Raw genomic sequence first — 20,884 nt, 5'->3', positions numbered from 1 at the left:
AATTTATAAGCAATTTTTAGATAAGATTCATTAAAATAAACAAACTACGGTTTACAAAACCCCCTAAAAAAAGGCTATTATAATGTATAAAGAAAGTACAAATGTTGTTGTAAAACATTTAGTAAACAGACTAAGAGATGTAAGAACTAACTCAAATGAATTTAGACTTACTATTGAAGAGATTTCTAGAATCATTGCATCTGAAGCTTTAAGTGAGTTTCCTACGATTACTACAAATATTCAAACTTGGCAAGGACCACTTGATGTTGAAGTGCTAGAGGTTCAAAAATTAGTTTTAGTTCCAATTTTAAGAGCTGGGGAACCAATGCTAACTGGTATTTTAAGAACATTACCATATGCAAGAAGTGGATTTTTAGCTATGAAAAGAGATGAGGAAACTGCTCAAAGTAAACTTTTCTATGAAAATATCCCACCTTTAAAAGATAAAACTGTACTTTTACTTGACCCAATGATTGCAACAGGTGGATCTTTAATTGATGGAATAGATTATTTAAAAGAAAAAGGTGCTAAAAAAATCATCTCATTAAATATTTTAGGAGCTCCTGAAGGTGTAAAAGCAGTTCAAGATGCACACCCTGATGTAGATATCTATATTGCACAAATTGATGAAAGATTAGATGATAATAAATATATTAGACCAGGTCTAGGTGATGCGGGAGATAGAGCATTTAATACAAACGAATAATTATAAAAAGTAGAAAAGAATTACTCTTTTCTACTCTCTTTTAGTTCAGATACTTCAACTCTTAAATTTTTAATTTCTTCAAGTAAAACATCTAATTTTTTACTATCTTCATGTAACTCATCATGAAAATCTTGTTCTTGAATTTTTTGCATCTCTCCAATAATAACTGCAACAAATAAATTAAAAAATACGAATGCAGCAATAATTACAAAAGAAACAAAATAAGCCCATGCCCATGGATATACTTCCATAGCTTCATACATAACATCAGTCCAGTCTTCAAAGGTTAATACCCTAAATAAAGTCAACATAGAAACTAAGAAATCTTTCCAAAGTCCAGATGGTAAATCATGGAAATAGAAGTTTCCAACAATAGCATAAATATAAAAAATTATAAACATTAAAATTACAATATCAATAATTGAAGGGATTGCTTTAATTAGCATATCAATAATTGCTTTTAATTCAGGTCTAGCAGTAAACAGTCTTAAAACCCTAAACACCCTCAACATCCTTGCAATTGCTGCAAATCCAGATTGTTCTAATGGTAAAAGAGTAATCACAACAATCACAAAATCAAAAACATTCCATCCAGATTTAAAAAAGTTTATAAACTTTTTTTCTGCAACCATTTTAATAGCTATTTCAAAAACAAAATAAATAGTTACAAAAACATCAGCAAACTGCAAAAACAATGCATAATGTGTTTCAACCTCTCCTATTGTTTTAAATCCTAATACAGAAGCATATGCTAAAATGATAAAAGTTGTAAGATTAGAAAACCACCTTGAATCCCTAATCTCTTGAATTTTTTCCATTGTAGTCATTTAATTTAATCCTTTAAAATAGATATTGCTAATAAAACCCAACCAATAATTTGTAAAGTTCCACCTATTGGTGTAATAGCACCTAAATAAGGGGCATTTAAAATCACTAGAAGATATAATGAAAATGAAAAGATTATAGTACCAATAAAAATTAGCCAAGAAGCAACAACCGCTTTTTTAGAAGTTTCCTTTAAAAACATAACAAAAGATGCGGCAAAAAGTCCAAGTGTATTATAAAAATGGTACTCAACACCTGTATGGAAAGTAATTAGTAGTTTTGGTTCGACAATTGATTTTAAGCCATGTGCCCCAAAAGCACCAATAGCTATGGCAAGTGCCATCATAAATGAGGCAATAGTTAAAAATCGCTTTACGTTTTTATTGATAATCATGTAATTTTCCTAAATTTTTTTGGGAAGATTATCAAATATTACTTAAATAAATACTTTATTTATAAATTAAGCTATTAAATTATTCTTTATCTTTTTTTGCAGAGAAGCCTGCACCTTTTTTTTCTTTTTTCGTAAGTTCTAAATTATTGATTAATTCTTTATAATCAATTCCTTCTTGATTCATTTTAGCAAAACAGGCAGCACAAGCAGCAATTGCATTTGGAACCTCTTTTTTCTTTTTATATGATTGAATATTTTTTTCACTAACTTTGATTAAAGCTGTAAATTTAGGTATTGTAAGTTCTGCATCAAGTAGTAGTTTCTTAAAATCGATAAAAGTCATTTTATATTTTCCATTCTCTAAATTTAAAATATTATACAACAAATATCTTGATTTTTTTCTAATTTTTCAACTGAATATATATTTTATATATAATTTATAGAAAAAGATTGGAATTTAATCCAATCTTTTTTAGTTTACATCTATTTCCCAGAAAAATTCAATCCAAGAATTAGCTTCTTTTACTGCAAAATCTGGTTGTAATACAGCAGTTTTTTTATAAAAGATTGTTGCAAGTTTAAATTCAACCTTTGGAAATTTTTCCCTTAATAATTTAAGAATCTCTTCCATAGTCTCACCTGAGTCAACTATATCATCAATTAATAAAACTCTTTTTGCATGAGAAACATCTGGAATATTAAAAATATTAAAGGTATCAAGTTTTATTTCACCCTCATAATGAATTGAATTAAGTGTATAAAGGTTTCTCATATCCATAGCTTCAGACATTAAGTGTCCTAATGTTAGACCACCCCTAGCAATTGCTAATAAAATATCTGGTTCAAACTCTTCACATTTTTTAACAAGAAGTTTCGTATCCTTAACACACTCTTCATAACTATAATAATATTTTTCAGCCAATTTTATCCTTTAAAATGTCCCAATTTTAAAGGGACATATATTTAATAACTTCTTTTAACAAGATTTATAAAAAATCTTTAAAGAAGAAAACTCTAAAGAGGACAAACGAGTTGTCCTTTATTTTTATTTTAAATTTTACAGTATAAATGTAAGAAAACTAATAAAAGTAATAGCTAGAATTCCAACATTTAAATCTTTATATTGATTTTTTGCAATTTTGATAATTGTATAAACTAAGAACCCAGCTGCTATACCATTTGTAATAGAAAAGGTTAAAGGCATTAAAATTACAATTAAAAATGCCCCTGCACTTGTTGCTAAATCTGAGTCTTCAAAGTTGATTTTACCAAGTTCTGTAAACATTAATACACCAACAACAACTAAAACTGGATAAATTGCATTTCCAGGTACTGCTTTAAATAAAGGCAGCATAAATAAAGTTCCAATAAAAAATATTGCAGTAAATACTGCTGTTAAACCAGTTCTACCACCCTCTTCTACACCACTTGCACTTTCAATAAATGCTGTTGTTGTTGAAACACCAAGTAAAGATCCAGCTGTTGTTGCCATGGCATCTGCTTCTAATGTTTTTTGTAAAGATTTATCATCTTTATTGTTTTCTTGGAAAAGATTTGCTCTTGTTCCTACACCTGTTAATGTACCTAAAGTATCAAACATATCAGTAATTAAAAATGTAATAATAACTGGTAATAAAGATAGTGATAATGCACTTGCAATATCAAGTTTGAATAAAATTGGTTCAATAGAAGCTGGTGCACTTAGATAACTTTGAGGGAAAGCTCCTACACCTAATGTCCAAGCTATAATTGAAGTTATAGCAATAGATAAAATAAAAGCTCCTTTTATTCTATATGAATAAAAAGTAAAAGCAAGAATTAATCCAATAACTCCAATTTGTACTTCTAATTTTGAAAAATCACCTAAAGAAACTAAAGTTGCTGGGCTATCAACAATCATACCCATTTGCTTTAATCCAATAAAGGCAATAAACGAACCAATACCTGCACTAATTGCACGTCTTAGATTCATAGGAATTGAAGTCATAATCCAAACTCTAAAGTTTGTAAATGAAAGTATCACGAACAAAATACCCGAAAGGAAAACAATACCTAATGCAGTTTCCCAAGGTATTTTCATTCCTAAAACTAGTCCATATGAAAAGTAGGCATTAAGACCCATACCAACTGACATAGCAATTGGTGTATTAGACCACAATCCACTAAATAGTGTAGCAAAAATTGTAATTAATGCAGTTGCCGTTACTACTGCTTCCATTGGAAGTCCAGCATCAGCTAAGATGAATCCATTAACTGGAACGATATACATCATTGTAAGAAATGTTGTAAATCCTGCACTTAGCTCAGTAAAGACGTTTGTCTTATGTTCTTTAAGCTTAAACATAAATTATCCTTAAGATTTAAAATTAAGGTATAATTATACGGAATGTATGATGTATTTATACTGAATAATTGTATAAAATATGTAACTTTCAAATAAAAAACGGGTAATTTATTATGAATATAACTGAAGAATGTGTTAGATGTATAACAGGACAAATTGACAAGGCTACAAAACTTTTAAATTTAGAAGAAACCTTATCTAATGAGATAATGGAAGAGGTAAAAATAAAAGCAAAAGAATTTGATTTTAATAGAACTCCACCTTATGTAGCAAAAGAGGTTTATGAACTTTTAGGGGAAAAAGCAAACTTAAAAGATCCATTGGAAAGGTTAAAACAAGAATCTATAAAAAAAGCAACAACATATATTCCATATTTACAAGAAAAGATAGAAAATAGTGAAGATAAACTTTTTGCAAGTATAAAAGCTGCAGTAGCAGGAAATGTAATCGATTTTGCAACAACAAAAGAGTTTTCTTTAGATGAAGAGATTAACTCAATTTATGAAACTAATTTTGCAGTAAATGATTATAAAATTTTTAAAGAAGAGCTTCAAAAAACAAATCAACTTATTATCTTATCAGACAATGCAGGTGAAAATGTCTTTGATAAGATTTTGGTCAAAACAATAAAAGAGCTTTTTCCAAAACTTAAAATCTATTACGCAACTAGAGGGAAAGCAATTATTAATGATATCACTATAAAAGAAGCTTTACAAGTTGGTATTGATAAATATTGTGAAGTTATAAGTACAGGGGTTGATACACCTGGTTTAGAAAAATCTCAAGCAAGTTTAGAATTCTTGGAACTTTTTAATAAAACACCTTTAATTCTTTCAAAAGGTATGGGAAATTTTGAATGTTTAGAATCATATAAAGATAAAAAAATCTTTTTTTTATTTAAAGTAAAATGTGAAGTTGTAGCAAATAAAATCTCAAGAAATCTAGGGGAGATTATATTGAAAAGAGGCTAATTAGCCAGCCTCTTTTACTTTATACTCTTCTAAAAGTTCTGAAATTTTTTTAATTCCCCTTTCAATTTGTTCAAATGTTGAGTTTGTAAAATTAAATCGTGCTTCACATGAATCTTGATTGTTATGAAAAAATACCTTTGCTGGAACAAAAGCAATATTATTTTCAATAGCTTTTTTTGCTAATTCAAAGCTGTCCTCTTCAAACTTTCCATAAATAAACATACCACCCTTTGGAACTTTAAAACTAAATTCAGGTAGATACTTTTTAAAACATTGTGCCATAAATTGCATCTTTGATTTATAGTCATTTCTAACTATCTTGATATGCTCAAAAACATCAAATTGGTTTAGATACTCATTTAATATCATTTGATTAAAAGTCGGAGTATGTAAATCTAAGGCTTCCTTAGAAGATAAAACTTGATAAATCAACTCTTTTTTTGCTCTAATCCAACCAACTCTAAGCCCTGGAGCTACAATTTTAGAAAAAGAACCTAAATGGAAACTATTTTCGTAAAAAGCACTTATTGGTTTTTTAATCTCACCTTCAAAATCTAATAATGAATAGGCTCCATCTTCAATTAACAATGAACCTTTTTTTTCTAAAACATGGGCAATTATCTCTCTATTAATCTCATCTATAGATTCTGATGTTGGATTGTGAAAATCACTCATTATATATACAGCTGAACTTTTTTTCAATTCTCTATTTAAACAACTGTGGTTATTAAAACCTTTAACCTTTAAATCAAGAACATTAAAAGCGCTTAATGCACCAATATATGTTGGTGTTTGAACAAAAATCTCATCCTCAATAAAAGACTTAGCTATAATATCAAAGGCTTGTTGACTACCTGTTGTAATTAAAATCTCATCTTTTGTTGTAGGAAAATCAAACTTTTCATTATAAATTTTTGCAATATGTTCTCTTAAACCATCCAAACCCTGAGATTTTGAATACTGCATAGATAAAGAGTTTTTTAAGACTTCATTTGATGCTTGTTTTAATTGTTCCATTGGAAATAGTTTTTCATTTGGTAAGCCACCTGCAAATGAAATTGTTTCTTCATTTATTGCATCTAATATCTCTCTAATATATGATCTTTGAATTTTTCTTCCCATATTCACTCCTAATTTTTTTAAATTATATTTGAATAAAAAAATTTATTCTTTATCCTAAATTACAAAATATTTGTTCTATATTGCTATTTTTGATATAATCATTTTATGAAAAAAGAAACTATTCATCTAAGACATAAAATTGTTAATGACACCTATTACTATATTTACAAAAACTTAGAACATCAAATCACTCTTGATGAATTAGCAAAATTAAATAAAGTTAGCAAGTATCATTACCATAGAATTATAAAAGAGGAGACTTCTTTTACTCTATTTGAGATAATCACATCAATTAGACTTCAAAAAGCTGCAAATCTTTTACTTACAAATAAGCACTCTACAATAAGTGAAATTGCAAGTTTATGTGGATATATGTCCCACTCATCATTTATAAAAGCCTTTAAGCAAAGATTTAAACATACACCTACATCTTGGAGAAAAGGTGCCTTTAAAACCTATTCAAAGCAACTACTTAAGAAATTTCCAACATCAAAGGATTTTTCAAATATAGAACCCCAAATCAAAGTTTGCAAAGCAATTAAATGTACCTATATAAGACATAAAGGATATGATAGAAAAATAAAAAATACGTGGGAAAAGCTTTACGCAATAGCCTATGAAAATAATATTATAAACTTTAAACAAATTGCACTACATCATGATAATCCAACAATTACTCCACTTGATGAATGTTCTTATGTTGCTGCAATTAGTGTAGAAAAGAATTTTAAAAATCTAAATATTCTTGAAATTCCAGAATCTTTAAATGCAGTTTTTGAATTAAAAGGTGTATATGGTGATGTTTTAAATTTTATTAGATATGTATATCATTATTGGCTACCAAACTCTGGATATGAGACAAGTTCTATTCCATGCTATACAATTTATGAGAAAAATCATTTTTCTACAGGTTTTAAAGATTTTGATTTAAAGTTATATTTACCAATAAAAATTGCTTTCTAAAATTTATATATTTTATAACTATATATTACTTCAAATAATTTAAAATATTCTTAAAAAAATGATATTTCCAATAAAAACCCTTTTAAGGGTAGTTTTATTAATTATTTAAATGCTATAATTAAAAAATTGTTAGTTTTTTTATTTAAATGATATTATTAAGTTATTTTTCATAAGCATGAATATAACTAACAAGAAAATTTGTATAAAATTGAAAAGGAAGAAAATATGTCAATAAAAGTGAAACTGCTAATCAATGTTATTGGAGCAATACTTACGGTAGCTTTAATAACTGAAATCCAATCTATTTATAGCTTAAATGCTGAAGCTGAAAAAATCATTAAAAGTTCAGAAAAAAATGCTTATGAAGCAAAAAAGAAAGAACTACAAAACTATGTTTCTTTAGCTTATAAAACTGTTGAATCAAATTATGCAAGAACTGCAAAAGATAAAATTCAAAAAGAGGTTGAAAAATATCTAAAAGAACAAACAGATTTTCTTTTCTCAATCGTTAGCTCTGAATATGAAAAAAATAAAGATATTCTTAGCCAAGAAGATCTTTTCAAAAGAATCAAAAATATAATTAGTGCTACAAAGTTTGGTAAAAATGGGTATTTCTTTGGATACAGTCCTAAAGGTATATGTTTAATACTTCCACCAAAACCTCAATTAGAGGGGAAAGATTTAAATCATGTTAAAGACAAAAATGGCATTTTTGTTATTAAAGAAGTTGTTAAAGCTGGGATGTCAGCAAGCGGTGATGGATATGTAGCTTATCAGTGGCCAAAACCTGGTTTTGATGAAGAACAATTAAAAGTTTCTTATGTAAAAATGTTTAAGCCCTTAAATCTAATTATAGGAACAGGTGCCTATGTTGAAGATGTAGCCAATAGAATGAAACAAGAAACTTTACATGCATTATCAGAAATGAGATATGGAAAAGATGGTTATTTTTTAGTCTTTGATTCAAAGGGAACTATGTTAATGCATCCAATTGCAAAACATCTTAATGGTAAAAATCTTATGAAAATGAAAGATGCAAAAGGACAATTGCTAACAAAAGCTCTAGTCGATGCGGTGAAAAAGAATAAAGAAGGTAGTATTGTCAGATATTGGTGGGATAAACCAGGTAAAAAAGGAGACCCTAAAGAGAAATACTCTTTTACAAGAAAATTTGAACCGTGGGATATGATTATTATTTCAGGTTCATATATAGATGATATAAAAAAAGAAGTAGCTTCAATGAAAAAAGATATAAAAGATAGTATCACTTCTAAAATCATCTCTTCTGTTATTGTAATTATTTTTATTGTAATTTTATTGTCTTTAGTAAGTGTTTTTGTTATGAATAAAGTAGTTGTTAAACCTATAGTTGAATTTCAAAATGGTTTATTAAACTTTTTTAAATATATTAATAGAGAACAAAAAGACATTCAAGCTTTAAAAGTTCATTCTAATGATGAAATTGGAACAATGACAACTTTGATTAATGAAAATATAGAAAAAACAAAAACTATCATTGAACAAGACAATAAACTACTTGAAGAGGTAAAAGATATTGTAAACCATGTAGGAGATGGTTATTTAGATAAAAAAATCAACACATCTACAAACAATGAGTCTCTAGAAGAATTAAGAAGCCTTTTAAATGCTATGTTAGAAGACTTACAAAAACTTGTAGGCAATAATATCAACTCTTTAAGTGAAGTATTAGAACACTATTCAAATAGAGATTTTACAAAAACAATTGATAGAGCAACAACTGGAAAAATTGGAAATGACATTTTAGAATTAAATAAAATGATTACTGAGATTTTACAAGACAATCAAGAAGATGGATTAATCTTACAAGATAAATCAAATGGATTAACTTCAAATGTAAAAATCTTAAATCAAAATGCCAATTCTCAAGCAGCTTCTTTAGAAGAAACAGCAGCTTCTGTTGAAGAGATTACAAGTAATATCAAACAAACAAGTCAAAAAGCAAAAGAGATGTTAAATATCTCTTCAAAAACTCAAAAATCTGCTCAAATAGGAAAAGATTTAGCTAATAAAACTGTAACTTCTATGGAAGAGATCAATGCAACGGTTATAAATATCAATGAAGCAATTACAGTAATTGATCAAATTGCCTTCCAAACTAATATCTTATCTTTAAACGCAGCAGTTGAAGCAGCAACAGCAGGGGAAGCTGGAAAAGGTTTTGCAGTTGTAGCACAAGAGGTTAGAAATCTAGCAGCAAGAAGTGCAGAAGCAGCTAAAGAGATTAAAGATTTAGTTGAAAGTGCTACGGTAAAAGCAAATGAAGGTAAAAATATTAGTACCTCAATGATTGATGGATTTAGTGAATTAGAAAATAATATTTCTGAAACAAGTAATCTAATTGGGGATGTTACAAATGCAGCAAATGAACAAAGTACAGGAATAAGTCAAATTAGTGACGCTATTAATCAATTAGATAAGTTCACTCAAGAGAATGCTTCTATAGCTGAAAAAACAAACTCTATAGCACTTGAAACAAATGATATTGCAAATGATATTGTTGAAAATGTACAATTGAATAATTTTGATGGAAAAGAATAAAAGACTTTTATAAAAAGAGAAAATGATACTTCTACTACACTCTTTTATTTAAAATACTCTCATAGTTAAAGAAATAATTATGAGAGTATTGTTTTTTAATACAAATGAAAAAGCTATTGTTGTAAATAAAATATCAACTAGAAGAAAACAATATCTCTTATGAGGTTGAAGACTTTGAAAGAATAAATCTAAAATAATATAAATCTTATATCCTTTAAGATACCATTTCAAAATGGAACTACTTGATAAAGAACACCTTATTTATCTTCTTGATTTTGATAACTTTGATTTCCCTAGTTTAGACATGATGAATGATGACCTTGTTGCAGTTGGAGGAGACTTTAATCTACAAAGATTAATTAATGCTTACGAAAATGGAATCTTTCCATGGTTTATTGATGAATATAATCATATTCATTGGTTTAGCCCCCAAAAAAGAATGGTTTTGTATCCCGAAGATTTTAAATTAACAAAAAGCCTTAAAAGAACAATAAATAATAAAGGTTTTGTTGTAAAAAGTAACACTTGCTTTGAAGAAGTTATAAAAAATTGTTCTAATATAAAAAGAAAACATGAAGATGACACTTGGATTGATGAAAATTTTATTATTGCTTATACAAATCTTCATAAGATAGGAATCGCCCAATCTATAGAGGTTTTTCTTGATGAAAAACTAGTAGGTGGACTATATGGTCTAGTAATTAATAATATTTTTTGTGGGGAAAGTATGTTTTCACTTGAAAAGGATGCTTCAAAAGTTGCTTTTTACAATTTATGTAACCAAGCGAAACAAAATAATATAAAACTAATCGATTGTCAGGTTTATAATGACCATTTAGCTTCGCTAGGAGCTAAAGAAATCTCTAGAAATAGTTATTTTGAACTACTAAAACAATAAAAACTTAATAAATAATTTAGTAAACACTATTCACTACTAGTTAAGTCAAGTATACATAATATATTAATAATACTTTTATGTATGAACGAAAATAATTAAGGAGTGAAAATGAAAAGAATTCTTGCGACATTAGCTTGTCTTTGTAGTTTGTCGTTTGCAACAGATTATGACCCAGTTAAAGGTAGTATGTTGTCACTATCTTGTGCTTCATGTCACGGTACAGATGGGAAATCAGTAGCAGTAACACCATTGATTGCTGGGCTTGGTCAGAAAACTATGTATAATATTCTTCTAGATTACAAATATGATAGAAGACCTGGTACTATGATGCCTAAACACGCTAAAGGTTTTAGTGATGAGGAATTAGAGCAAGTTAGTTATTACTTTTCAAAGATAAAAAGATAAAAGGTTGATATTATGATGAATAGAAGACATTTTAACAAATTACTTGCAGGGTCTTTTGCACTTTCACTTGCAGCATGTAGTAGTGTAACTAGTATGACATCTACTTTGCCTAAAAATAAAAAAAGAGTTGTTATTGTTGGTGGTGGTTTTGGTGGTGCTACAGCTGCTAAATACATGAAGAGATATTCTCCAAACACTGAAGTTATTTTAATCGAGCAAAATAAAGAATATTACACTTGTCCATTTGGAAATACTGTGATTGCTGGTATGAATGACTTAGATTATATTAAACATGATTATAAAACATTAGAGAAAAAATATGGTATTACAGTTATTCATGAAAAAGTAGCACGTGTGGATGGAGCAGCTCACACTGTAATATTAGAAAATGGAGATACTATTCCATTCCACAAAGCTGTAGTTTCGCCAGGAATCGATTTCAAATATGAAAAAGGTTATGTTGAAGGTTCTGAACTTCTTGCTCCTCATGCATACAAAGCTGGGGCTCAAACTCAACTTTTAAGAGATCAATTAGAAGGGATGAAAAATGGTGGAACGTATGTAATGGTAGCACCTGCAAATCCATTTAGATGCCCTCCTGGACCATATGAAAGAATCTCTTTAGTTGCTCATTATATTAAAAACAACAAGCCTGATTCTAAAATCATTATTTTAGACCAAAAAAATAAATTCTCAAAACAAGGTCTATTCCAAGAAGGTTGGGAAAAACTTTATGGCGATTTAATTGAATGGAGAAGTGCTGAATTTGGTGGAAAAGTTCTATCTGTTGACCCTAAAAAATTAGAGATTACAACTGAAGATGAAGTTGTTAGTGCAGATGTTTTAAACTATATTCCAAATCAAAAAGCTGGAAAACTTGCATTTGATTCTGGTTTAACAGAAGGTGATTGGTGTCCAGTAAATAAAAAGACCTTTGAATCAAAAATTGCAAAAGATGTACATATAATTGGTGATGCAGCTATTGCAACAAAAATGCCAAAATCTGGATTCTCTGCAAATTCACAAGCAAAAATTGCAGTACTACAAATTAGTAGAATGTTACAAGATAAACCAGTTGTAAACCCTCCTAAACTTGCAAATACTTGTTATAGTTTAGTTGCGCCAAATTATGGTATCTCTGTTGCAGCAGTTTATGAAGCAAAAGAGGATATGATTGAAAAAGTTCCAGGTTCAGGGGGATTAAGTCCTATGAACGCAGATGAAGGAACAAGAATGGCTGAAGCTGAATATGCTGTTGGTTGGTATAAAAACCAAACTGCTGATATTTTTCAATAATCAAAGTATTGATTCAATCCAAATTTTAGAAAATGCCTTTATGGCATTTTCTATATCATTTTCTTTAAAACCACCAAATCCCAATCTTGAGGCTTCCCACTCTCCTCCAGAAACATCAGATGCAAAATACAACTTGATTTTGTTTTCTTCACCCAAGTTTTTTAACTTCTGCCAATCAAAATTTGTCTTTGGATAAATATTTATATTAAGACCTGCTCCTTCACTTAATATATTTACATATTCTCCTAAATAATTCTCAATTGCTTTTTTCATAAGATTATGTTTCTTTTTATTTATTGTTCTTATCTTTCTTAAATGTTTATCCCAATATCCTTTTGCCATAAACTCTTCTAATGTTTTTTGCAAAGTCAAATCTACCCTTGAGATTGAACTATCATAAAGCAAATTGTATTTTTTAAGTAAAGTATTGGGTAAAACTACATAACTAACTCTAATAGCAGGGGAAAAAGATTTAGCAAAAGTTCCCATATAAATAACCCTTTGATTTTTATCTAAACCTTGCATACTTGGTATTGGTTTATTTACGAAACTAAGTTCGCTATCATAATCATCTTCTATAATAAATCCTTGATTTTTCTCTGCCCATTCTAATAATTTTATCCTTTTTGAAATAGGAGTTGTAACTCCTGTTGGATATTGATGAGATGGAGTTATATATACAATTTTAGAATTAGAATTTGTAAGAGCTTTTATATCAAGTCCATTTTTTTGTATTGGAATTTTATCAATAATAAAACCATAATCTTCAAATACACCTTTAACAATATAATAACCTGGATTTTCCATTGCAAGTCTTTTATGTTCAGTTTTTAGTAATCTTGCAATTAAGCTTGCTGCATTTGGAAAGCCTGAACAAATCACTACTGAAGAAGGATTACAATTTACACCCCTTGATTCATTTAAATATTTAGATATCTCTTTTCGTAAACCAAATTCTCCTTGACCATCTTGATATTTCCCAAGATGTAAACTCTCATTTATCACTTTATTATAAACTCTTTTCCAAATTTTTAAAGGAAAGGTATCTGCTGATAATCTTGCAGGGTAGAAATCATAATGATATTCTATTTCTTTTTCTTCTTTCACATTATTTGTCTGCAAGAAAGGTGAACTATTGTATAAATCATCACTTACAAAAAATCCACTTTTTGGAATACTTTCTATATACCCTTCAGCAACTAATTGTGAATATGCATTTTCTACAGTAATTTTACTAATATTATAAGTTGAGGCAATTTTTCTTATTGAAGGCAGTTTATCCCCTGCTTTCATAGTGTTTATAATACTTCCTTTTAACTCTTCATAAACTTGTAAATGTAAGGGTTTTAAATCAACTTTATTAATATTTAGCATATTCTGTCCTTATAAATTTTACACAATCTGTATCTTGTAATATATACAATTTACAATTATAATACAAAAAAATCAAAAAAAGGATTATTAGTGAAAAAAGCATTTGAAATAACTAATAAAGAACAAATATTAGAGGTTTTAAACTATGCTTCATTTGGTACACTTTCTTTAAGCATTGATAACAAACCATATTCAACTCCTTTAAATTTTGTAGAATTTGAAGATGAAATATATTTTCATGGAGCTAAAAAAGGTAAAAAGATTGATATTATAAAAGAAAACGCTTATGCATCTTTTTGTGTGGTTGAAGATTATTCATTATTGCCATCTTATTTTAGTAGTGATAAAGGTGATGCTTGTCCTGCTACTCATCTTTTTAAATCTGTAATAATTGATGGAAAAATCAAAATCTTAGAAGATTATAATGAAAAAGCTACTGCATTAGAGATGTTGATGCAAAAACTCCAAAAAGAGGGAAAATATATCCCATTAAATAATGAGATGTATAAAAAAGCCATTAATGCAACTTGTGTTTATAAATTAATTCCAGATAACACTACTGCAAAATTCAAACTTGGTCAAAATTTCAATGAAGAAAGATATCAAAGGGTTGTAAGTCACTTAAAACAAAGGGGAACAAAAAAAGATTTAGAAACGCTAGAACTTATTGAACTTTATAAAAAGTAGTATTGCAAATTGTAATAAAATTGTCCCCAACTTTTTTTCTAGTGTAAAATATCTTTATGAGAAAAGATATTTATGAAAAGATGCAAATACTAGCAGATAGTGCAAAATATGATGTTTCATGTAGTTCAAGTGGAAGCGATAGTAACTACAAAACAGGAGAATTGGGAGCTACTCATAAAAGTGGGATATGTCACACATTTACAGCTGATGGAAGATGTGTCTCACTTTTAAAAGTTTTACTTACAAATTTTTGTATCTATGATTGTGCATATTGTATAAATAGAAAATCAAATGATATAAAAAGAGCTGCCTTTTCACCAAGAGAATTAGCTGATATTACAATTAATTTTTATAAAAGAAACTATATAGAAGGATTATTTTTAAGCTCTGGAATAATTGATAATGAAGACCATACAACAAATTTAATTTTAAGAGTTTTAAAAATATTAAGACACGAATACAGATTTAACGGTTATATCCATGTAAAACTTATTCCTGGAGCAGATGAAAGACTTATTGAACAAGTTGTAAATCTAGCTAATAGAGTTAGTTCTAATATTGAACTTCCAAGTGATAAGTCATTAAAACTTCTTGCTCCAAATAAAACAAAAGAATCTGTACTACAACCACTTAAATATGCAAGAGACATATCCCTTGAAAAAAATAGAAAACCAATAGGAATGAGCACACAACTAATAGTTGGAGCAACACCTGAAACAGACAAAGATATCTTAAAACTAAGTTCAGTGATGTATGATAAAGCATTACTAAAAAGGGTTTATTACAGTGCATATATTCCTGTAAATGATGATAAAAACTTACCTGCAATTATTAATAAACCTCCACTTCTAAGGGAACATAGACTTTATCAAGCAGATTGGCTTTTAAGATTTTATGATTTTAGCTATGATGAGATTGTAAGTGATGAGTTTCCAAATTTAGATGAAGAAGTTGATCCTAAAACATCGTGGGCTTTACATAATCTAAAATATTTTCCAATGGAAATAAACACAGCTTCAAAGGAGGAACTTCTTAGAATTCCAGGGATTGGTGTAAGAGGAGTATTTAAAATCTTAAAAGCTAGAAAATTCAAATCTTTAGATTTTGATGATCTAAAAAAATTAAAACTCTCAATAAAAAGAGCAAAATATTTTATCACTTGTAAAGGAAAATATCAAAAAGAGATACCTTTTGAAAATGATAGAATAAGAACTGCCTTAATAAAGCCAAAACCAAAAAAAATTGAACAACCATCATTATTTGATTTACAATATAGTTCCATAACAGGTGAATTATGATTTTAATTTATGATGGAAGCTTTGAAGGTTTTTTAAGCTTAGTTTATGATGTATATTATGAAAAACTAAATCCAAATAATATATATAAACAGTTACCTCAAACTTTGATTTTAGAAGAGATAAAACAGATTAAAACAGATGAAGAAAAAGCAATTAAGGTATTAACTGCAATCAAAAAGAAGTTTCCTAAAAAATCCTTTGATTTAATTAGAAATACCTTTATGTGCGATTCAAATGAATTTGAAATCTATTTACTTAAGTTTATAACTATAGGATTTAAAGAGAAAAGTCAGCTATTTAATATAAACAATGAAAATGTGATGTATCTTCAAGATTTACAAAAGGAGCTATCTAGGCATATTCACAAAATGTATGCCTTTGCGAGATTTCAAGAATTGGATGATGGTACATTATATTCTAAAATAGAATCAAAATTTAATGTAATATATTTTTTAGGACAACATTTTTATAAAAGATTTAACAATCAAAAATTTATCATCCATGATATAGAAAGAAAAATAGCTTTTATAAAAAATGATTCATATTTAGGAATTCAAACAATTGCATCCTTTGAAAAGCCAACACTATCACAAAAAGAAGAGAAATTTGACAAACTTTGGAAAACATTTTTTGAAGCAGTTTCCATTGAAAGTAGAGAAAATATCAAATGTCAAAAAAATTATGTTCCCTTACTTTATAGAACATATATGAATGAATTTGATACAATTTAAAAAACATAGAAAGTAAAAAAATATGGCACAAAAAGATAAAGAAAAGTGGGATAAAAAATACAATGAAACTCCAAGACTTATGGAAGATAGAACTCCAAGTCCTAAAGTTGTTGAAGCGATTAAATATGCAAAGGGGAATAAAGCATTAGAAATAGCCTGTGGAACGGGAAGAAACTCTATTTTTCTTGCACTAAATGGTTTTGAAGTAGATGCATATGATATCTCAGAAGTAGCTATTAATTATCTAAAAAAACAAAAGATAAAAAACTTAAATGCTATTCAAAAAGATTTAGAAAACTTTGAAGTACAAGAAAATAGTTTTGATTTGATTGTACAAACAAATTATTTAGATAGAAAAATTTTTCCCAATTTAAAAAAAGCTTTAAAAAAAGATGGAATTATTATAATAGAAACATATGTGAATCATGAAGAAAATGAAAAGCCACCTTCAAATCCACTATTTTTACTTGAAAAAGAAGAGTTAAAAGAGATTTTTTCTGATTTTGAAATAGTAAAATATGATGAATACTTCAATGAAAAGTATGAATTATATAAAATGAAAAAACAAGCAATAGTCGCAAAAAAACTATAGAAACATATTTTAATTTGCAAATTGTAATACTTTTTAAAATTTCTATTTAATTTTGTTAATATTAAAAAAACAAATGAGGTATTAATATGGATGGTAAAATAATGGTAACTTACAAAATAGTTTGTAAAAACGACTTTAATTTAGAAATCTCTTTAGATAAACTACTTGAAAATGAAAAGATTGCAAAAGCTATAAAAAATGAATTTGCAAAGGGTATCAGAAATATTGACCTTAATACAAAAGAAAATGATTCAAAAATCAAAGTAGAAACAAAAAAAGAGTTATATCAATTTGAAGTAAATAAAGATGATTTTGCAGATTTAATCACATTAGCAGAAGAGGATGCAAACACTAGAAAACTTATGAAAAAAGAGTGTTCACATATTGAATTAGTCAATATAGAAACAATCAACTAAAAACCAACTTCAAAATAATAGCAATTATTTATCTGCTTTATTTAGCACTTATTTATATTAAGTGCTAAATTTTATTGTTTTTTAAGTATTTTATATCTAAAATTCTAATAACTTTAGTTTATTTTACTAAAGTAAAAACTTTTTTGTGTTCAAGGAGGTGGATACTGAGGTTCAAGAAACTAATATAATATAGTATTACTAGCAGTAAAACCTCAAAATGAATTTAGCACTCATTTTTTAGATTACTGCTAGTAGATTTTTTTGGCATATAATTAGTTTTAGTGCTAAATTATTCAAATATGCTTATAAGGATTTGTTATGGATAATTTAAATTTGAAGAAAACAAAAATTGTTGATGCTATTACAAAATACCAATTATATTACCATATCTCATTAGGTAATTTTGTATATGAAACCTTTTTAGATTTAAATGAAACAGTTGAAAAGATACAAGAATTAAACCTTTTTAAAAATCTAGAAATATCAATTAATAAAATAAAAGAGATTGTTAAAAATTTTAAAAATGAAAAAGATATTGAAGAATCAATTAAAAAACTTTCTATGCAAGATGCTTTAAAGGATTTTGTTGAAAATGACAAAGATTTATTAAACAAAGATTTTTATTACAAACAAAGAATTAAAGATATAGAAAACAATTCATACTTCAATGATAAAATGAAATATAACTTTGAAAATAATTACCAAAAGACATATGAATACTTCAATAGTGTCATAAATGAAACCCAAATTAAAAGTTGTTTTATTTAATAATATAATTAACTATAATTAGCTTTTTTAAGATATAATTTTTAATGGGAAGAAGACAAAAACTAAAATTATATTTTTCAATAGCTTTTATAGTAATGTTCCTACTAAGTTTTATAACTTTAATCTCTATAAAAAATAACAATATAGATAAGTATTTGAAAGATGAAGCAAAACAAGAATACCTAAATTACCAAGTAATTTACAATGATTATAAAAATATTTCAGAACTTATATTTAAAACTCATATCCAAAATGAAAAGATTTTAAATCTTTTTGCAAATAGAAAAAGAGAAGAACTAAAAAACTATCTTACAAAAAACTATGATAAATTAAGAGTTTTCAACTTAAGACAACTTCATTTTCATTTACCAAATAATGATAGCTTTTTAAGAATGCATAGACCTAATAAATTTGGGGACAACCTAACAAAAGATAGAAAAACTGTTGCTTATGTAAATGAACATAAGAAATATATACATGGTTTTGAAGAAGGTAAAATATTTAATGGCTTTAGATTTGTATATCCCTTAAGTCTTGATAACAAACATATAGGAAGTGTTGAGATATCATTTAGTGCCCTATTTTTTATAAAAGAGATAGCAAAAAGCTATAAAATAAATGCAAACTTTTTAATAAAAAAAGATGTAGTTGATGCAAAGGTTTTTAAAGATGAAAAGAAAAACTATATGCAAAGTCCCTTGAAATCTTATTACTATCAAAAGTCAATTTATGAATCATTAAATTTAAGTAAATATGATAGAAAACTTCCAAAAGAATTAGAAAATAAAGTTTTAAAAAATATGAAAAAAGGTGAAATATTTTCTATTTATGTAGAGGACTTAAAAGAAATTGCAACCTTTGTACCGTTAATCAACCCATTAACAAAATCAAACGTCGCTTTTTTAAAAATGAATAAAAAAGATGAAAAAATAGCTGAAATAAACAAAGACTTTTATAACTACCTAATGCTCTTGACTTTATTAATTATCTTTGTTTTAATCTATCTTTATTCACAAGTAAATTATCAAAAAAGTCTAGAAGAAAAAGTTGATGAGAAAACTATATCTTTAAATAAATTAAATAGAAACCTTGAAGTTACAATTGAAAAAGAAGTAGCAGAAAATAGGAAAAAAGATGAATTAATGATCGCACAGTCAAGACATGCTGCAATGGGTGAGATGATAAGCATGATTGCTCATCAATGGAGACAACCACTAACTGCAATTTCAATGAATGTAAATAATATCCTTGCTGATATTGAACTTGAGAGTATTAACGAAGGCGAACTGAAAAAAATATCTAATGATATAATAGAAAAAACCCAATATATGTCAAAAACCATTGATGATTTTAGAAACTTTTTTAAACCAGAAAAATCAACAGAACTTATTAACCTTCAAGATTTAATAAAAAATACCATTAGTATTACGAAAAGTTCACTTGAAAATCATGATATTAACTTAGAAATAAATTGTGAATCTGTGGTGGAAATAGAAACATATTCTAGGGAGCTACTACAAGTTCTAATTAATATTGTAAAAAATGCAAAAGAAGCCTTAGAAGAAAACACTAAAAATAGATATATAAAAATATACTGTGAAGAGAAAAAAGATTTTGTTCAAATTAATATAGAAAATAATGGAACTAAAATCCCTGAAAATATAATTGAAAAAATTTTCGAACCCTATTTTAGTACAAAAGATAAAAATGTGGGAACTGGTTTAGGACTTTATATGTCAAAAATTATTGTAGAAAAACACCTAAATGGAAAACTAGAGGTTCAAAACCTAGAAGAGGCAGTTAGGTTTACCATAAATCTACCCTTCAAATTATCAAATTAAAATAAAAGTGTCATTTTATGATAAAGATTAAAATGTTTTATATATTTTATATTTTTAACAAACTTTCTTATAACACTTGGAATAACAATAGCAAAAGGTGCTATTAAAATAAAAATAAGTGAAAATGCAAATCTTAAAAAAAGATATTTAAAAGCTTTTTTAACATAATCTTTTCTTACTGCGTATCTAAAATTAACTCTTAGATATTTAAAAACAAAAAAACTTTTATTTAAAAAATTTGAATTTTTAATTGAATAGATAAAATATTTAATATTTACTGTTAAAAACACTACACAAAAAAGTAAAAAATTTAAAAATGTATTTATCTGAATTAATTCTTTATTTATATAAAAAACAATTATTGAAGATAAAATAGATGTAATAAAAAATATAATCAGCTCTTTATCTTCTTTTGTAAAATCTTCATTGTCATATCTATATCTTTCTTCTAATGATAAGTTTTCTAATTTTATATTTGATAGATTATCCATTTTCTCCCCTTTATATTTTATTCATTTCTTAAACTTAGTATAAACTAGTACAATTTTCATTAAATATCAATTAAATCTTACAAAAACTTATTAAAAAATTATAAATTTAAGTAATTCCTATTTCTAGGCGTAAAAAAAATTATCTATTGTTTCTTTTTGATTAATTAATTATAAGTTCTAGA

22 protein-coding genes are annotated in these 20,884 nt (G+C 27.0%); 14 read left to right on the top strand and 8 right to left on the bottom strand.

The genetic code is table 11. The annotated features are described in order from the left end of the window. Nucleotides 1-82 precede the first annotated feature (82 nt). Nucleotides 83-706, top strand: coding sequence for a uracil phosphoribosyltransferase (gene upp, locus AC2TY9_RS09365; protein WP_489777180.1), 624 nt, complete (start codon nt 83-85; stop codon nt 704-706). A 20-nt stretch (nt 707-726) separates the two neighbouring features. Here upp and AC2TY9_RS09360 read toward each other — a convergent pair whose 3' ends face one another. The 5 genes from AC2TY9_RS09360 to AC2TY9_RS09340 form a co-directional block, all read right to left on the bottom strand. After that, a complete protein-coding gene (locus AC2TY9_RS09360) occupies nt 727-1,533 on the bottom strand; it encodes an ion transporter (RefSeq protein ID WP_489777179.1) in 807 nt (268 codons plus the stop codon). Nucleotides 1,534-1,538: 5 nt separating this feature from the next. Continuing rightward, nucleotides 1,539-1,925 (bottom strand): DUF423 domain-containing protein, encoded by a 387-nt coding sequence (locus AC2TY9_RS09355; protein WP_489777178.1) that lies wholly within the window; start codon nt 1,923-1,925, stop codon nt 1,539-1,541. 79 nt (nt 1,926-2,004) lie between these two features. Next, complete coding sequence (locus AC2TY9_RS09350) at nt 2,005-2,268, bottom strand: hypothetical protein (protein WP_489777177.1); 264 nt, start codon at nt 2,266-2,268, stop codon at nt 2,005-2,007. A 129-nt stretch (nt 2,269-2,397) separates the two neighbouring features. Continuing rightward, nucleotides 2,398-2,847, bottom strand: a complete 450-nt coding sequence (locus tag AC2TY9_RS09345; protein ID WP_489777176.1) for a phosphoribosyltransferase — start codon at nt 2,845-2,847, stop codon at nt 2,398-2,400. 135 nt (nt 2,848-2,982) lie between these two features. Continuing rightward, nucleotides 2,983-4,269, bottom strand: coding sequence for an NCS2 family permease (locus AC2TY9_RS09340; RefSeq protein WP_489777175.1), 1,287 nt, complete (start codon nt 4,267-4,269; stop codon nt 2,983-2,985). A gap of 113 nt (nt 4,270-4,382) precedes the next feature. Between AC2TY9_RS09340 and AC2TY9_RS09335 the strand changes: the two genes are divergently transcribed. Further along, nucleotides 4,383-5,240, top strand: coding sequence for a damage-control phosphatase ARMT1 family protein (locus AC2TY9_RS09335; protein WP_489777174.1), 858 nt, complete (start codon nt 4,383-4,385; stop codon nt 5,238-5,240). On the opposite strand, the gene AC2TY9_RS09330 is transcribed toward AC2TY9_RS09335, so the two are convergent. Further along, complete coding sequence (locus AC2TY9_RS09330) at nt 5,241-6,362, bottom strand: aminotransferase-like domain-containing protein (protein WP_489777173.1); 1,122 nt, start codon at nt 6,360-6,362, stop codon at nt 5,241-5,243. A gap of 105 nt (nt 6,363-6,467) precedes the next feature. Here AC2TY9_RS09330 and AC2TY9_RS09325 point away from each other — a divergent pair, with 105 nt between their 5' ends. From AC2TY9_RS09325 to AC2TY9_RS09305, 5 genes are all read left to right on the top strand, one after another. Further along, on the top strand, nt 6,468-7,325 hold the full coding sequence (locus AC2TY9_RS09325; protein WP_489777171.1) for an AraC family transcriptional regulator: 858 nt from the start codon (nt 6,468-6,470) through the stop codon (nt 7,323-7,325). A gap of 225 nt (nt 7,326-7,550) precedes the next feature. Continuing rightward, nucleotides 7,551-9,905: a methyl-accepting chemotaxis protein gene (locus tag AC2TY9_RS09320; protein WP_489777170.1), complete on the top strand. Its 2,355-nt coding sequence runs from the start codon at nt 7,551-7,553 to the stop codon at nt 9,903-9,905. A 232-nt stretch (nt 9,906-10,137) separates the two neighbouring features. Next, a complete protein-coding gene (gene aat, locus AC2TY9_RS09315) occupies nt 10,138-10,803 on the top strand; it encodes a leucyl/phenylalanyl-tRNA--protein transferase (protein ID WP_489777169.1) in 666 nt (221 codons plus the stop codon). Nucleotides 10,804-10,911: 108 nt separating this feature from the next. Beyond that, nucleotides 10,912-11,208, top strand: coding sequence for a c-type cytochrome (locus AC2TY9_RS09310; protein WP_489777168.1), 297 nt, complete (start codon nt 10,912-10,914; stop codon nt 11,206-11,208). A gap of 12 nt (nt 11,209-11,220) precedes the next feature. Further along, nucleotides 11,221-12,504, top strand: coding sequence for an FCSD flavin-binding domain-containing protein (locus AC2TY9_RS09305; RefSeq protein ID WP_489777167.1), 1,284 nt, complete (start codon nt 11,221-11,223; stop codon nt 12,502-12,504). On the opposite strand, the gene pdxR is transcribed toward AC2TY9_RS09305, so the two are convergent. Then, a complete protein-coding gene (gene pdxR, locus AC2TY9_RS09300; RefSeq protein ID WP_489777166.1) occupies nt 12,505-13,878 on the bottom strand; it encodes a MocR-like pyridoxine biosynthesis transcription factor PdxR in 1,374 nt (457 codons plus the stop codon). It abuts the gene before it with no gap. 90 nt (nt 13,879-13,968) lie between these two features. On the opposite strand from pdxR, the gene AC2TY9_RS09295 reads away from it, so the two are divergent. The 7 genes from AC2TY9_RS09295 to AC2TY9_RS09265 all read left to right on the top strand — a co-directional run bounded on the left by AC2TY9_RS09295 (nt 13,969) and on the right by AC2TY9_RS09265 (nt 20,211). Beyond that, on the top strand, nt 13,969-14,565 hold the full coding sequence (locus AC2TY9_RS09295) for a pyridoxamine 5'-phosphate oxidase family protein (protein ID WP_489777165.1): 597 nt from the start codon (nt 13,969-13,971) through the stop codon (nt 14,563-14,565). 56 nt (nt 14,566-14,621) lie between these two features. Continuing rightward, nucleotides 14,622-15,863 (top strand): putative DNA modification/repair radical SAM protein, encoded by a 1,242-nt coding sequence (locus tag AC2TY9_RS09290; protein ID WP_489777164.1) that lies wholly within the window; start codon nt 14,622-14,624, stop codon nt 15,861-15,863. Then, on the top strand, nt 15,860-16,594 hold the full coding sequence (locus AC2TY9_RS09285) for a TIGR03915 family putative DNA repair protein (RefSeq protein WP_489777163.1): 735 nt from the start codon (nt 15,860-15,862) through the stop codon (nt 16,592-16,594). Before AC2TY9_RS09290 ends, AC2TY9_RS09285 begins: the two co-directional genes overlap by 4 nt. 22 nt (nt 16,595-16,616) lie before the next feature. Further along, nucleotides 16,617-17,186 (top strand): class I SAM-dependent methyltransferase, encoded by a 570-nt coding sequence (locus AC2TY9_RS09280; protein ID WP_489777161.1) that lies wholly within the window; start codon nt 16,617-16,619, stop codon nt 17,184-17,186. An 86-nt stretch (nt 17,187-17,272) separates the two neighbouring features. Beyond that, nucleotides 17,273-17,602, top strand: coding sequence for a hypothetical protein (locus AC2TY9_RS09275; RefSeq protein WP_489777160.1), 330 nt, complete (start codon nt 17,273-17,275; stop codon nt 17,600-17,602). Between the two features lie 318 nt (nt 17,603-17,920). After that, nucleotides 17,921-18,370 (top strand): hypothetical protein, encoded by a 450-nt coding sequence (locus AC2TY9_RS09270; protein ID WP_489777159.1) that lies wholly within the window; start codon nt 17,921-17,923, stop codon nt 18,368-18,370. A 44-nt stretch (nt 18,371-18,414) separates the two neighbouring features. Then, nucleotides 18,415-20,211: an ATP-binding protein gene (locus AC2TY9_RS09265; protein ID WP_489777158.1), complete on the top strand. Its 1,797-nt coding sequence runs from the start codon at nt 18,415-18,417 to the stop codon at nt 20,209-20,211. Here AC2TY9_RS09265 and AC2TY9_RS09260 read toward each other — a convergent pair. Next, a complete protein-coding gene (locus AC2TY9_RS09260) occupies nt 20,208-20,702 on the bottom strand; it encodes a hypothetical protein (protein WP_489777157.1) in 495 nt (164 codons plus the stop codon). The two genes, AC2TY9_RS09265 and AC2TY9_RS09260, sit on opposite strands and share 4 nt — an antisense overlap. Nucleotides 20,703-20,884 lie beyond the last annotated feature (182 nt).

The sequence above is a fragment of the Arcobacter sp. ISO1 genome (assembly GCF_058105185.1).
Note: the sequence above shows the minus strand (reverse complement) of the source record. Positions and strands in the feature narration are given on the sequence as shown.